This window comes from Mesorhizobium sp. M0408 (assembly GCF_040321495.1).
In the GTDB taxonomy this organism is placed as follows: Bacteria; Pseudomonadota; Alphaproteobacteria; order Rhizobiales; family Rhizobiaceae; genus Mesorhizobium.
Window position 1 is genome coordinate 219,743 of the sequence record NZ_JAMYRO010000002.1, and the last position, 13,437, is coordinate 233,179.

General features: G+C 60.4%; 15 protein-coding genes. 1 reads left to right on the forward strand and 14 read right to left on the reverse strand.

Features of this window, described 5'->3' with window-relative positions; genetic code table 11:
* Nucleotides 1–51 precede the first annotated feature (51 nt).
* The 7 genes from NKI67_RS03225 to NKI67_RS03255 form a co-directional block, all read right to left on the reverse strand.
* A complete protein-coding gene (locus NKI67_RS03225; RefSeq protein ID WP_023674210.1) occupies nucleotides 52–786 on the reverse strand; it encodes a sensor histidine kinase in 735 nt (244 codons plus the stop codon).
* A gap of 128 nt (nucleotides 787–914) precedes the next feature.
* Nucleotides 915–1,352, reverse strand: coding sequence for a CBS domain-containing protein (locus NKI67_RS03230; RefSeq protein ID WP_031211084.1), 438 nt, complete (start codon nucleotides 1,350–1,352; stop codon nucleotides 915–917).
* A gap of 137 nt (nucleotides 1,353–1,489) precedes the next feature.
* Nucleotides 1,490–2,011 (reverse strand): carboxymuconolactone decarboxylase family protein, encoded by a 522-nt coding sequence (locus NKI67_RS03235; protein ID WP_023674208.1) that lies wholly within the window; start codon nucleotides 2,009–2,011, stop codon nucleotides 1,490–1,492.
* A gap of 266 nt (nucleotides 2,012–2,277) precedes the next feature.
* Nucleotides 2,278–2,724 (reverse strand): hypothetical protein, encoded by a 447-nt coding sequence (locus NKI67_RS03240; RefSeq protein WP_352644454.1) that lies wholly within the window; start codon nucleotides 2,722–2,724, stop codon nucleotides 2,278–2,280.
* Nucleotides 2,725–2,976: 252 nt separating this feature from the next.
* Nucleotides 2,977–3,378 (reverse strand): cupin domain-containing protein, encoded by a 402-nt coding sequence (locus NKI67_RS03245; RefSeq protein ID WP_023674206.1) that lies wholly within the window; start codon nucleotides 3,376–3,378, stop codon nucleotides 2,977–2,979.
* A 46-nt stretch (nucleotides 3,379–3,424) separates the two neighbouring features.
* Complete coding sequence (locus tag NKI67_RS03250; protein ID WP_023674205.1) at nucleotides 3,425–4,183, reverse strand: SDR family oxidoreductase; 759 nt, start codon at nucleotides 4,181–4,183, stop codon at nucleotides 3,425–3,427.
* Between the two features lie 66 nt (nucleotides 4,184–4,249).
* Nucleotides 4,250–5,041 (reverse strand): alpha/beta fold hydrolase, encoded by a 792-nt coding sequence (locus NKI67_RS03255; protein ID WP_023674204.1) that lies wholly within the window; start codon nucleotides 5,039–5,041, stop codon nucleotides 4,250–4,252.
* A gap of 470 nt (nucleotides 5,042–5,511) precedes the next feature.
* Between NKI67_RS03255 and NKI67_RS03260 the strand changes: the two genes are divergently transcribed.
* Nucleotides 5,512–5,763 carry a DUF680 domain-containing protein gene (locus tag NKI67_RS03260; protein ID WP_084640930.1) on the forward strand — a complete coding sequence of 84 codons (252 nt, stop codon included), beginning with the start codon at nucleotides 5,512–5,514 and terminating at the stop codon, nucleotides 5,761–5,763.
* A gap of 241 nt (nucleotides 5,764–6,004) precedes the next feature.
* On the opposite strand, the gene NKI67_RS03265 is transcribed toward NKI67_RS03260, so the two are convergent.
* The 7 genes from NKI67_RS03265 to NKI67_RS03295 form a co-directional block, all read right to left on the reverse strand.
* Complete coding sequence (locus NKI67_RS03265; protein WP_023674202.1) at nucleotides 6,005–6,754, reverse strand: glucose 1-dehydrogenase; 750 nt, start codon at nucleotides 6,752–6,754, stop codon at nucleotides 6,005–6,007.
* A gap of 113 nt (nucleotides 6,755–6,867) precedes the next feature.
* Nucleotides 6,868–7,230, reverse strand: coding sequence for a hypothetical protein (locus NKI67_RS03270; RefSeq protein ID WP_023674201.1), 363 nt, complete (start codon nucleotides 7,228–7,230; stop codon nucleotides 6,868–6,870).
* Nucleotides 7,231–7,280: 50 nt separating this feature from the next.
* On the reverse strand, nucleotides 7,281–8,261 hold the full coding sequence (locus NKI67_RS03275) for an alpha/beta fold hydrolase (protein WP_502899049.1): 981 nt from the start codon (nucleotides 8,259–8,261) through the stop codon (nucleotides 7,281–7,283).
* Nucleotides 8,262–8,819: 558 nt separating this feature from the next.
* Nucleotides 8,820–9,503, reverse strand: coding sequence for a response regulator transcription factor (locus NKI67_RS03280; protein WP_031211078.1), 684 nt, complete (start codon nucleotides 9,501–9,503; stop codon nucleotides 8,820–8,822).
* A complete protein-coding gene (locus NKI67_RS03285) occupies nucleotides 9,493–9,882 on the reverse strand; it encodes a response regulator (RefSeq protein WP_031211076.1) in 390 nt (129 codons plus the stop codon). The genes NKI67_RS03280 and NKI67_RS03285 overlap by 11 nt, the downstream gene beginning before the upstream one ends.
* Before the next feature lie 2 nt (nucleotides 9,883–9,884).
* Entirely contained in the window at nucleotides 9,885–10,526 is a 642-nt protein-coding gene (locus NKI67_RS03290) for a response regulator transcription factor (RefSeq protein ID WP_023674196.1), read from the reverse strand.
* Nucleotides 10,523–13,360, reverse strand: a complete 2,838-nt coding sequence (locus NKI67_RS03295) for a sensor histidine kinase (RefSeq protein ID WP_031211074.1) — start codon at nucleotides 13,358–13,360, stop codon at nucleotides 10,523–10,525. The genes NKI67_RS03290 and NKI67_RS03295 overlap by 4 nt, the downstream gene beginning before the upstream one ends.
* Nucleotides 13,361–13,437: the final 77 nt, after the last annotated feature.

Genomic DNA, 13,437 nt, shown 5'->3' on the forward strand with positions numbered 1-13,437 from the left:
TATCTCTCGATTGTATGTCACGTCTGTCACCGGGGGGAGATTGGCCGGCCGCTATCGCACCGCAGGCAACCGCAGAGTGACGGTCGTGCCTGCCCCAAGTGTGCTCTGAATAGCGATGCTTCCGCCTGACTGCTCGACAAAGCGCTTCACCATCGGCAAACCGACGCCGCCGAGGCCTTCGCTTTTGGTGGTGAAGAACGGATCGAAGGCGCAGACCATCGTCTCGCTGGTCATCCCGAGACCGTTGTCCGCGACACGGATATCTACCTGACCGGCGGTAGAGCTTTCAGAGGCCAAGCCGGCATCGATCGAGATGAAACCGCCGTCAGGCATTGCATCGCGCGCGTTGAACAGAAGGTTCAGAACCGCATTTTGCAACCCAAAGCGATCGCATCTCACCAAAGGCAGGTCGGACCCAACCCGAAGCTCAAGACCGAAATTGGCATCCAAGGCGCTCCGCACGAGGGTTTCGATCTCAGCCAGGCAAGCATCTACGTTTGTGTATTCGATTTCCGCGTGGCTCTCTCGAGCCAGGCTGATGGTTTGCCGGACAAGGTCCCCAGCCCGTTCCAAAGCCGTTTTGGCGCCGGCAATTACAGGCCCAAGCGCCGGAGCCGCTTGGATGCTCGGATCGCGGGCCAGGTGGTTCAACGCCGACGAGGCGACCTGAATGAGATTGCCCAGGTCATGGACGATGCCGGCCGTCGACATTTGCACGGACATACCACTTCCAAGACCATCGGGCGGGCCGTCGAAGACATCTTCTTTTATGTCCGGACGAAACATTTCATAACCCCGTTGGCTCAGTCGACACCCATTTGCTTCAATACGCTATAATTTACGGCATTTATTGTCAATTATATCTAAGACGCCTCCGATACATACTTCTGTATATCCAAACGATAGACCAAGCTCTATTGATAGCCGATCCCGCTGATGTAGTTGGCAAGCAGCCGTTCCTGCAGTTCCTCTTGTTTGAAAAGCGCCTTCATCGCATCACGGATATCGAGGACGCCTAGCGGTTTCGAGTCAGCCCCTAGCACCGGCACATTCTGAAGGCCTTGCGCGGCCATGGTCTGCCAGACTGAATGAAGGTCGTCATCGGGACCACAGGACACGATGGACGTGCTCATCAATGCCGCAATCGGCGCTTCTGTTGGCCCTGAATTCGCCAGATGGCGGACAAGGTCGGACTTGCTCAGCACGCCTGCCGCCTCCCCACTGCCGTGGCACACCACGACCAGGCCTATTGCGGGCCTGGAAAGTGAGAGTGCTGCACTGCGGAGTGGAGCGTCGACATCAATCACCATGAGACGGGCCGATATTACTGGATGCAGACTGTCAATGCGCATGACGCCCTCCTGAGAGCGCCTCGCGGCCGCGGCCGGGAGGCTGAGATCGGTTCCAGTGTTGGTCGCCGAGCTCGGCGCCTTCGCCTGGCCGGTCAGAATGGCGCGCAAACAAGCGCCATTCTGACCCGTTCCAAAGATTAGCTCAGTGCTGCTTTGCTCAGGCCAAACTTCGCATCCCCCGAGCCCGGGACGGGTTTGAAGCCGATGTTCAGACGGTTCCAAGAATTGACCGCCATGACAACGAAGGTCAGATCGGAAATTTCCTTCTCGGAAAGCTGCGACCTGACCCGATCGTAGATCTCGTCGGGGACACCCTGCTCGGGCAGCTTGGTCAAGACTTCCGTCCATGCCAAGGCTGCGCGCTCGCGAGGAACGAACAAGGTCGAATCCCGCCAGGCTGCCAGGTGGTAAAGGCGCAGTTCGCGCTCGCCATGGATCTTCGCCTGTTTGACGTGCATATCGAGGCAGAAGGTGCACCCGTTCAGCTGCGCGGCTCGGACTGCAACAAGGTCGCGGATCGGTTCTTCGATCGACCCCTCTCGCGTCGCACCAAGAAATTCAATAAATTTCTTCAGAAGTTCCGGCGACTGCTCCGCATAACTCGCGCGTTGGGCGACGGCTTTTCCTTTCGGAGCGACCGGTGACGCTGCAATATTCATTACTTATCTCCTTGAGGTGTTTGCGATCCATTGCAGCGTAAGGATGACCGGTGAGACGAACTGTTGCTATCGTGCCGATGATATGTATTGCCACTCGATTGGGTTGGGGCGCCTAAACCGAAGTATAGGAGGTGGAAATTGGCACCTGACCGCTGCCCCCGGCAATTCGCTTTGGCGCAGGCATGCGACGGGCGCACAGCGTTTGGGTCACTTGAAGGGCGAGGCTGAACCGACCGGTGTCGATAGAACCTGGATCGAAACTGCGTTCACTCTTCGAAGGGAGCGTTCATCACAAGATCAACTGCCGAAGTCGCCTTGTAGCCTGAAACAAAGCGCTCGCCGAAGTCCCGGGCAAAGTTGTCGTAGGTGGTTTCCGGCCTGACCTCGGCGATATGGCAAAAGCATCGCGTCATCCGTCGCTTCATTTGGAGGCGTGGAAACTCACCGATGATCTTTGCAATCTCGGCTGACGAAATGAGGCTGTATTGCAAGCCGACGACATCGAGACAGATGCCGGCTGTGCAAAGCGCCACCTCAGCCTCCTTGTAGAGGCCGATTGACGGCGTCGAGTTGAGGGCGACGCTGTCCCAGATCAATTGGGCGCGCCGCTCGTCGAAGCCGCCCTCCCGAACGAAGGTGCGGGCAAGATCGGCGCCTTCCACTTCGAAACGGCGCGGCCCGGCGAAGTCCTCATTGAGCGTGACGTCATGCAACAGGGTTGCAACCGCAACAACCTCCGCGTCGTGCTGGATATTCTGAATCTGTCCGATCCGGGCCGCGAAAAGCCAGGATCGGACCACGTGGTTGAACAGGTAGGGTTCACATCGAGCGCGGGCATGTTCGATCGCTCGGCCAACAAGCGGAGTATCGGGGACCAAAATCCCCGCAAGTGTGCGGATGGCGATCGAATTCATGTCACTGACCGTCCCTTCGCCTACGCCCCGATGGTCCCGGGGGCTACGATTTCATTTCGCGTTCGTCGTCAGTTCCGTCTCGCTGGTGTCGACGACGAAAATAGCAAGCAGACGAGCGCCTTCCGTCTTGCTGGCGTTTTCGCTGACGGCATGACGGTCGCCAGGGAATTCCGAGAAACTCTCGCCGGCGCGATAAGTCTTCACCGGCCCGTCGTTGACCTGGCTTCGGATCGCCCCCTGCAGGACCGTGGCATAGATGAACGCGGATTTGGGATGGGTATGAGCCGGCGACGTACCCCCAGGCGCGTACTCGACGAGCACGGCTTTCATGCTCTTGCCGGGCACGTTTGGAAGAGCCTGGTCGTAGACAAGCTTCACGCTGGCGGCGTCATTGGCCATTGCTGCGGTGACGGAAGCGGAGGTGAGCGCGGCGCAGAGAAGTGTTTTGATCATGTCTGGTCTCCTTGTTGTGCGAATGGCGGGCCTATCCGATGATTACTTACTTCGGTGGTGTGTATCGGCTGAGCCAATCATCGAAACGCACGGCGCCGATGCGCGCGTTCTCGCCGGGCACCAGCGTTCGATCGTCGATTGCCACTTGGCCGTAGTAGAGCGCGCCGGGATCCGGGACGACTTTGCGCGGGTCGTTGGTGGCCTTCAGGAAGCGCTCGACAAGTTCGCTCATGCGAACACGCTCCGGGCCGGCAATTTCGATCATGCCGTTCAACGGCGCGGCAAGCGCGACGTCCGCCATCGCATCGGCAACATTATCAGCCGCCATGGGTTGGAAGTAGGCCGGCGACATATGAATGGTATCCCCGACGGCGCCCGTGTTTGCGATGGCGGCGGTGAATTCGAAGAATTGAGTGGCGTGAACGATGGTGTAGGGAATTCCGGACTCCCTGATCAGCTTTTCCTGAAGCAACTTGCCGCGGAAATAGCCCATGCCCTGCAGCCGGTCGGTACCGACGACCGACAGCGCCACGTGATGACGGACGCCGGCGGCCGTTTCGGCGGCAAAAAGATTACGCCCGGATGCCTCGAAGAACTCCAGGGCAGCCTTTTCCTCGAACGACGGCGAGTTCGCGAGGTCGACGACGACCTGCGCACCGGCAAGCGCGGCCGCCAGACCCTCTCCCGTAACGGTGTTGACGCCCGAATTCGGCGACGCCGCAAGCACGTCGTGTCCTTTGTTTCGCAGTCTCTCCACGGTCTTTGAACCGATCAGCCCGGTTCCGCCGATGACGACGATCTTCATGTCTGGTCTCCTGGTGTTGCGTGTCTATTTTCGTTGCTCGATCGGATGCTGGGCGTTTCCGGCCTGCTACTGACTGACCGATGCAGCAGCATCCTCGATGAGTGACGTGACCTCGTCGGGATGCGAAACCATGAGCGCGTGGGACGCACCCTCGATGACGACGGTCTTTACCGCGTGCGCACGCTTGGCCATGAAGCTCATGACGGCTGCCGGGATGTTGCGGTCATCCGAGCCGTAGATCATGTAGGACGGCAGCGTCTTCCATGAGGCGACGCCCGAGGCTTCAGCCAGAGCCGCCTGCGCAACAGGGCGTTGAGTGGCAGCCATCAGCAAAGTCTGCTCTTGCGGAACGTCGGCGGCGAACTGGGCGCGGAACTTGGCCGGCTCGATGAAGAGGTCTTGTCCGCCGTCCGGCAACGCGACGGGAGCAAGCGCGCTCCCCAAGGTGCTGCCGGGAAACATGCTGGACAACGTAAGGCTCGATTCGCCGGTATCCGGCGCGAAACCCGCCACGTAGACCAATGCCTTCACATTGGGATTGCCATTGGCGGCCTCGGTGATGACAGGCCCGCCGTAGGAATGCCCCACCAGCACGACCGGCCCGGAAACCGACCGGACGATGGCTGAGACTGCTGTCGCATCGCTGGCAACGCCGCGGAGCGGATTAGCTGCGGCTATCGCTACATAACCGTCTTTGCTGAGCTTGGTGATGACTGCATCCCAGCTCGACGATTCCGCGAAGGCGCCGTGCACCAGCACGATCGTCGGCTTGGGCTGAGAATTCGCGGCCTGCGCCATCCCGCCGCCCGACGCGGCAAGCGCTGCGGTGAGGGCCAGGACTCGAGTTATGTTTCGCATTTGCTTTCTCCCGTGTGGCCTGTGGTGACCAATGCTCAGGAGAATGCGCCGACGCGGCCCGCCAACCTATTGTGCGGAAGGGTCTGTCATACAATGCCAAGGTGCAGGGTAGGTCACCAGGGAGATCAGGTGCCCTGCAGCATGATTGAGCTATCTATGCGGGTGTGCATTGTCGGCGGTAGCCGGAACAGACACTGAGGGCGCGCGGCCAGAGAGTTGTGTTTGCAAGACTTCGCTGCCGCCGTGGCGAGAACCTGGCGCGGTCGATCCGTTGAGCGCTGGTGAGCCGGCCGGATCGAACACGGCGGCAAAGCCTCCTCTCGTCAACGACATAGTTCCTGGCCTTCGGCCCGCATCGCCCAATGCCTTGGTATGAGTCAAACAGCCGGACCGTCTGATCGTGTCGCTGCGTCACGACATTTATATTTGCATGTGTGAATACCATCCAAACTATCAATGGAGTTACTGAAATGAAAATGACAGTCCTTGCTGTCGCCGTGTTTGTTATTACAGCAGGAAGCGCCACTGCCGGAAGCGACCACTATGGATCAAACGGAGCCCAGCAGCCTGCGACTGCCTCTGACAACATGTATACATCCTCGATCCAAAAAATGAACAACGATATCGGGGTGCCGAAAACCGCACGCAAGCCGACTGTTCCCAACGATGAATATGGCCAGGGCATCTGGGGGTCACTGATCCCGACCTACAGAAAAATTTGAAGGACCGGGGCGTGACCTCGGTCCTTCCGCCGTATCGGCGAGCCGACTTCTCTCTTGCGCGTCGATCCCTGCAATGCGACTTGCCATTTACGTGGCTCAATTTGCACCACGTCGACAAAACGTCTCGCCTCCGACCTATTTGGCGGGATTCGTGCGGCAGCTTCCCGGAAAATCGTCGTGAGGAAGACCGATTGCTCCGGCGTTATTCGCCAGTCTATTGGCGCGACATCGCAGTCGTGGCTCAGAGCACTGCCATCCCGCCGTCGACCCGCAGATTGATGCCCGTGACGAAACTGCTCGCGTCCGAGGCAAGGAACAGAGCAGCTTTTGCCAGCTCTTCCGGCTGCCCCATCCGGCCCAGGGGTATTGCCTCCGCCATCGCCTTTTCAAACAGCCCGCGCTGCTCAAACGGTACGCCTAGCTTATCGAGAATAGCCGTATCCACCGGACCTGGGCTGAGCACGTTGACCCGGATGCCGCGAGACTTCAGTTCGATCGCCCAACCGCGCGCAAAGGCATTTATGGCCGCCTTCGAGCCCGCGTAAACAGCATGACCGTCCAGAACCTTCTCGCTGGCCAGCGAGCCTGTGAGGATGATTGCGCCGCCATTCCGCATGACCGGAATCAGCTTCTGGACGCCGAAGAAGACGCCCCGCGTATTGACGGCAAATTGCGCATCATATTCTGCCTCGGAGACGTCGGCCGAGTGCGTGATGGTGTTTATGCCGGCGTTCGCCATATAGATGTCGAGCGCCCCGAACCTCTGGCGGATCTGTTGCGCTACCTCGTCATGGTGCGACACGTCGGCCACATTTCCCTGAATGCCCAGCGCGCCTGCCCCGATCTGTGCGACCGCTTCCTCGACCGCCTGCCGCCGGCGGCCGGTAATGACGACTTGCGCGCCCTCGGCCGCAAAGATTTTTGCAGCCGATAGTCCGATCCCGCTGTTTCCGCCGGTGACCACTGCGATCTTGCCCGAGAGTGCGCCCATTTCGTTCCTGCCTTCGAAAAATAGTGCCGGTGCTGCTGCGATAGTCGCAACTGCTCGCCAAGAAAATTTCACGCCGAATTGAGACCGCCAAAATGAGCGGCAATCGCAAACGGCTACCGATTGATAAACTCCCGGCGCTTAGCCAGTTTGACGTCTTGGAGAGCGCTTTGGCCTTCAAGGCAGAACAAGCGCGCGGCGGCGACCCCCGACAGCGCGACGTAGTGTCGAACGCCGGCGATCGCCTCCGCGCTGCACAGGCGCAGTTGCCCGAGTGGCAGCCGTGGCGCAGCATATGTTTCGCGCCTCTGCCAGCGCTCCAGCTCGATGGCGCAGTGGTTCGGTTCCACAATCCGGGACATGAGCCGACAGAACCAGCATTCAGGCCACCGCTCGGCTATGCGAGCGCACAAGGTTTGACCTGGCGCGCCACCCGAAATGCGGTTCAGGGCGCGCGAAATATTGCCAAAGGTGGTCATCGGCGGCTCCAAGGAATTGCGGAGAACATGCGGTCGTGACTGAGGGCGTGCTATCCTTTGATGAAGGCGAGCAGGTCAGCATTGACCTGATCTTGGTGCGTGGCCGTGATCCCGTGGGGCGCGCCGGGGTAATAGATATCCTTTGCGCCTTTGATCAATCGGGCCGACTTGACTGCCGAGTCCTTGACGGGGACGATCTGATCGTCCTCGCCATGCAGGACGAGGGTTGGTACGTCGAACTTCTTGAGGTCCTCGGTAAAATCGGTCTCGGAGAACGCCTTGACGCTTTCGTACGCGTTCACGAGACCCGCCTGCATGCTCCAGAGCCAGAACTGATCCAGAGTCCCCTGGGAAACCTTGGCGCCTGGCCTGTTCGCGCCATAAAACAACGGTGCGAGGTCCCGGTAGTACTGCGAACGATCCTTGACGAGGCCAGCCCTTATGCCGTCGAATACCTCGATCGGCAGACCTTCCGGATTGGCCGGCGTTTTCACCATGATCGGCGGAACAGCGGCGATAAGAACAGCCTTGGCCACCCGCTTCGTCCCGTGCCGTCCGATATAGCGAGCAACCTCGCCTCCTCCGGTGGAATGGCCGACCAGCGTGGCGTCCCGGAGATCCAGCGCCTCGATCACGGCTGCAAGATCGTCCGCATAGCCGTTCATGTCGTTGCCGGACGTGGCCTGGCTCGATCGGCCATGGCCGCGCCGGTCATGCGCAACGACCCGAAAGCCGTTATGGGCAAGAAAGAGCATCTGGCCGTCCCAGGCGTCGGAATTCAGCGGCCAGCCGTGCGAGAACGTGACGACAGGACCCTTGCCCCAATCCTTGTAGTAGATTTCGGTGCCATCCTTGGTCGTGATGGTGCTCATCGTCTTGGTTCCTTTGATTGAGGGGAAAGAGGGAAGGTTTTGTTTTCGGCTCGTTGCCGAAGCAGCGCGGGGCAGTCCGGCGGCTGCCGTAGAGATCAGGCCTGCCAACAAGACATCGCGGCGAGATCCGCCGACGGAGAAAAGTCCGTCTTTGTTCATCATATCCATCCATGTGCTTTGAGCATCCTGCTCACCATCACGACCGTCGAGTCGGCCTGTGCGGTCGCGTTCGGGGAGGAGCGAGCGAGGAGCGGTAGAAACGCGACGGTCGTGATGGCTTGCGAGGAACAGGATGCATCGATCCGGGCCGCGAACCTATTCTACGGAAGCATCTGTCATACGATGCCAAAGTGCAGGGCAGGCACGCCGAAGATAGGGCCGGGCTGAGGCAAGCTCTTATAGACACACGTCAATTTAGGCTTGGGTAGCGGCGCGGGGACCGACGCGGCATGGCCGGCGTCAGTTGCTGTTGCATGAAATGTTGCGACTTTGTCGGTCAGACTGGCGCCGCCAAAGGGCGCCGCTCAGTGGTAACCGATGTTTGGCGCGGCCTTGCCGCGAAACACCAACAGGACCACCGATGTACATCGGGATCACCCGCAGCAGCACGAGCGTACCAACAGGCAGGAGGCCTGGGCGCGCTGAGAAAGCACCTGAAATGGCCGGGCGCGCCGGGCGATCCTATTGGATGGGGCATGGATCGGCTTGTGCCAAAATCTAGACCTCGCGCATCGGCGCGGGCAGCGTTTCCCACGCCCGGATCAGCTCACCGATGGAAGCGGCTTCCATCTTGCGCATGACATTGCCGCGGTGAAGCTTGACCGTCACTTCACTGATGCCGAGGTCGAAGGCGATCTGCTTGTTGAGGCGTCCGCGCGCCACTTCACGCAGGACCTCGCGCTCGCGCGGCGTCAGCGTCTCGACGCGCTCGATGTTGCGCTTGACGATCACGGCATCCGCCCGCCGCTTGGCATCCACCGCAATGCCGGCGATCACAGCGTCAAGCAGCGTCTGATCCCGCACCGGTTTGGTGAGAAAGTCCACGGCGCCGGCCTTCATCGCCTGGACAGTCATCGGGATGTCGCCATGCCCGGTCAGGAAGATAATGGGTTTGGGGTTGCCGTTTTTCGCAAGATGGTGCTGCAGATCGAGACCGCTCGTCCCCGGCATGCGCACGTCGAGGATCAAGCAGCCGGGGCTCTCCAACACGTCGGCGTCAAGCAATTCACGGGTTGAGGTAAAGCACACCGGCAGGAAACCCGCCGACAGGATCAATTCAGACAGCGCCTCCCGAACAGAGGCATCATCATCGACAATAATGACCAGCGGCTGCTCGGCTTCAGCCCTTCGCTGCTGTGATGACGGCGTCGATCTCGGTAAGGGCAATTGGTCAACTCTCATGTTCAGCCTCCGTTTCTGGGTTGCGCAAAGCGTCGCCGATCGCCGCAAGCAGTGCCTGGCCATCGAACGGCTTGCGGAAAAGCCTGCCAATGCCCTTGGCGCGGTGCTGATCCACTATCTCGTGGCGGCCGGTGATCAGGAACACAGGCAGATCCGGACGCGCCTTCTTGACCAAGTCGCGAAGTTCAAAGCCGTCCATGCCTGGCATCCCGATGTCGGTGATAAGCATGTCCAATCCAGACAGGCCGCTGACCAGCAACGACCCTGCCGACGAGAAGCTGCGGGCCACATAGCCGGCGGACTCCAGAAGGTCCTCCAGCGACTCGAGCAGTCTTGGGTCATCGTCGACAATCGCCACGACAGGCCTCCGCTTGCTCACCCTCAGTTCCCCCCTGCCCGGCGCGAGTGCGTGATCGGTATTCCCAATCGCTCGGCGATGCGAACGAGGTCGGCGAGCGACGCCGCGACCATCTTCTGCATGACGTTCCTTCTATGAATTTCCAGCGTAACTTCGCTGATCCCCAGTTCAGCGGCCGCCTGCTTGTTGAGCAGACCACTGACCACCAGCGGCAGCACCTCACGTTCGCGCGGCGTCAGCTCGAGATAACGTTGCTTCAACACGCCCAGCTCGGCGCGCTCCGATCGCTGTACCCGATCCTGGGCAATCGCCGCATGGATTGCGGCCATGAGGTCTGCATCGCTGAAGGGCTTAGTCAGGAAATCCACGGCGCCGTGCTTGATCGCACGCACCGAGGACGGGATATCGCCATGTCCCGTCAGGAAAACGATCGGCGGATGATCGCCCTCGGCAATCTGCCGCTGCAGATCGAGGCCGTTAATATCCGGCAACTCGATATCGAGGATGAGGCAGGCAGGGACGTCCGGCTTGTCAGCGCGGATATAATCGCCCGCCGATCCGAACGCTAGGGCACACATGCCGTGTGTAGCCAGCAGCTCACTGAGCGCCTCCCGGATGCGTTCATCGTCATCTACGATGAAGACAATTTGGCCGTCCGTCGTCATGACGCCGCTTTCGCTTCAATCGGCAACGTGAAGATAAACGTCGCTCCACGTGGTTCGTTCTTCTCGACCCATAAACGCCCGCTGTGCGACTCGATGATCGAACGGCAGATCGCCAGTCCCATGCCCATCCCTTGCTCTTTCGTGGTAAAGAACGGTTCGAATATCCGGTCGGGAAACGCGACGCCCCGGCCGCGATCTCTGACTTCCGTCTGGACAACATCCCCGATATGGCGCACGCGGATGCTGATAACTCCGTCATCCGCACCAGAGTCCATCGCCTCCATGCCGTTGCGGATGAGATTGACCAGAACCTGCTGGATTTGGACGCGATCGAACGCGACTAGCGGAATGTCGCTTCCGACATCAACGCTGGTGCGAACGCCCCGACGCATCGCTTCCTCGGCCACGAGGTCGCGTGCCTCTGCGATGACACTGCTGAGCGTCGCATTGGTCCTCGTCTCGGTGGATTGCTTGAACAGCGCGCGGATGCGGCCGACGACGTCCGCCGCCGAATTAGCGTCCCGGATTATGCGCTCGGCCGTAATCTTCGCGCGTTCGACGTTCGGAGGGGCGGCGGACAGCCAACGGTGGCATGCATGGGAATTGGCGACGATCGCGGCCAGCGGCTGATTCACCTCGTGCGCGATCGAAGCGGAAAGCTCGGCGAGACTTGCAGCCTGAGTGGCTTGCGCGAGTTTGTCGGAGGCTTGTCGCAGCGCTTCCTGGGCGCGCACCTCTTCGTCGATGTCGAGGGAAACCCCGTACCATTGCACAACCGCCCCGTCTTCATCACGCCGCGGCTCCACCCTGCACTCCGCCCAGCGATAGCCATCTGTTTCGCGCCAGCGAAACCGCATCGCGGAACCGCCGCCTGTTTCGAAACAGCTCAGCAACGTGCGCAGCACCTCGGGAGCATCTTCGGGATGAACCAGTTCTTGCAGCAATTCCTCGATGCGCGGCTCTCCGAGTGTTTCGAAATTGGCGATGACGGCGCGGAAATGGTCCTGGTATCGCTTGTTGAAGTAGACCGGCCCGCCGGTCGGCACCGCGCTCCAAATGCGGACCGGCACAGCGTCGATCATCTGCTGAAGCTGCAATTCGCTCCGCCGCAGGGCCTCTTCGGCTTGCATCTGATCGTCTATGTCGTGACAGAGACCGTACCACTGCGCGATCAGCCCAGCGTGATCGTGCATCGGCTCCGCCCGGCTCGACATCCAGTGATAGATGCCATCGGCGCGGCGCAAGCGATACCTCATGGAGAAGCGCTCACCGGTGGCGAGGCAGTGACTGAGCGTATCGCCGAATGCTGCTGCGTCGTCCGGATGGACGATGGCCGCTATCATCGCCGCCAGCCGGCTGATGCCCTGTTTGTCCAAATCCGTTACGTCAAGGCCGAGAAAGTCGACCATTCGCTTGTTGAAAAAGGTCGGCTCGCCGTCCGGCGTCAGGCGCCAAACATGGCTCGGAACCATGTCGACAAGCTGCGAGAGCTCCCGCTCCCGGTCGCGTAATGCCTCCTGCGCGCGCACCTCATCGTCGATGTCAATGCTGGCCGTGTACCATTGCACGATCGCCCCACTCTGGTTCCGCAGCGGCTCGGCGCGGCCCTCCCTCCAGCGGTACACGCCGTCCGCGCGACGCAGGCGATACCTTATGGGATAGGGTTCGCCGGTGGCGAGCGAGCGGCTGAGCCATTCTCTCATCCTGGGTCCATCGTCGGGATGGACGGCTGCCGCGACCACGGTCGCCAGGCGGCTCGTGCCCGGCTTGTCCCAGTCCGCGATGTCGTTGAGGCCGATATAGTCTGTCGTGCGTTTGCTGAAGAAGGTTGGTTCGCCGTTGGGCGCCATACGGGCGATGTGAGCGGGGATCATTTCGACCAGCAACGAGAGTTCTCGCTCCCGCTCCCGCAAGGTCTCCACACTTTGGCGCAAAGTGAGCACCGCCGCCTGATGCTGCCTGGAAATGGCGGCCATGACGAGCGCCGAAAATGCAGAGATGGCCAGAAAAAGCTGCAGCATGATCTGGTTGTGCTTCTGGGACTCGGGATCGCCGGCAAATTGGCTGGCGCCGGATATCGTGAATACCGCCGTGATCAGAGCGAGAACGGTCAATGCTACGGCGGCGCCTCGGAACTCAAAGCGCACCGCGGCCCAAAGAAGAGGCGGCATGATGATGTAGGCGAAGGGCAGATAGCCGCTCAAGGAAAGGGCGGCGGTACCAAGAAAGATCAGCCCCAGGACGCAAGCTTCCATCCACCGCGCCGCCGAGAGCTGCGCCTTGCCGCGCCAGTTCTGGAACACGACCAGCGCCAGTGGCGCTACGATCAGGACTCCCGTCGCGTCTCCGATCCACCACAGCGGCCAAGCCGTCGCAAAGGTTTGCGATTGTATGCCAAACCACGAAAGCGCCGCACTTCCCACCGTCGCGCTTGCAACTGGCGCAACTCCAGCGGCCAGTGCGACGAATGCGAGAACGTCCCGCAACGTTTCCAGCCGAACTGGGCGCTTGCAGGTCTGGTTCACAAGCCATGCGCCGGCCACCGCTTCAAGAGCGTTGCCGGCAAAGATCAGGAAGGCCGCGGGCAGCGGAGTGTGGAACCACAAGAAGTTGCTGAACAGTTCTGCCACACAGGCCCCCAGCACCCACCACGGCCAGCTATACCTGGAGGCGAAGACAAGCGTAGCGATGAAAAGCCCGCTCGGAGGCCAAATGGAAATCCCTGTTCCAGGTATGATTGCGAGCGACTGGGCGAAGCCGCAGCCCAGGACATAGGCCGTAATAAAAAGCCCCAGATGTAAGAATTGGGGACGGTGCGACCAGACGCGCGACAACCTGCCTCTTTCAAGATCACTGATCATGTTGCCGCGAATCAGGCCCGGTTCATTCGTCGCGAAAGATCGGCCACTTC

Coding starts and splice junctions, on each gene's coding strand:
- NKI67_RS03225 (WP_023674210.1), bottom strand. CDS start 786: ATGTTTCGTCCGGACATAAAAGAAGATGTCTTCGACGGCCCGCCCGAT.
- NKI67_RS03230 (WP_031211084.1), bottom strand. CDS start 1,352: ATGCGCATTGACAGTCTGCATCCAGTAATATCGGCCCGTCTCATGGTG.
- NKI67_RS03235 (WP_023674208.1), bottom strand. CDS start 2,011: ATGAATATTGCAGCGTCACCGGTCGCTCCGAAAGGAAAAGCCGTCGCC.
- NKI67_RS03245 (WP_023674206.1), bottom strand. CDS start 3,378: ATGATCAAAACACTTCTCTGCGCCGCGCTCACCTCCGCTTCCGTCACC.
- NKI67_RS03250 (WP_023674205.1), bottom strand. CDS start 4,183: ATGAAGATCGTCGTCATCGGCGGAACCGGGCTGATCGGTTCAAAGACC.
- NKI67_RS03255 (WP_023674204.1), bottom strand. CDS start 5,041: ATGCGAAACATAACTCGAGTCCTGGCCCTCACCGCAGCGCTTGCCGCG.
- NKI67_RS03260 (WP_084640930.1), top strand. CDS start 5,512: ATGAAAATGACAGTCCTTGCTGTCGCCGTGTTTGTTATTACAGCAGGA.
- NKI67_RS03265 (WP_023674202.1), bottom strand. CDS start 6,754: ATGGGCGCACTCTCGGGCAAGATCGCAGTGGTCACCGGCGGAAACAGC.
- NKI67_RS03270 (WP_023674201.1), bottom strand. CDS start 7,230: ATGACCACCTTTGGCAATATTTCGCGCGCCCTGAACCGCATTTCGGGT.
- NKI67_RS03275 (WP_502899049.1), bottom strand. CDS start 8,261: ATGAACAAAGACGGACTTTTCTCCGTCGGCGGATCTCGCCGCGATGTC.
- NKI67_RS03280 (WP_031211078.1), bottom strand. CDS start 9,503: ATGAGAGTTGACCAATTGCCCTTACCGAGATCGACGCCGTCATCACAG.
- NKI67_RS03290 (WP_023674196.1), bottom strand. CDS start 10,526: ATGACGACGGACGGCCAAATTGTCTTCATCGTAGATGACGATGAACGC.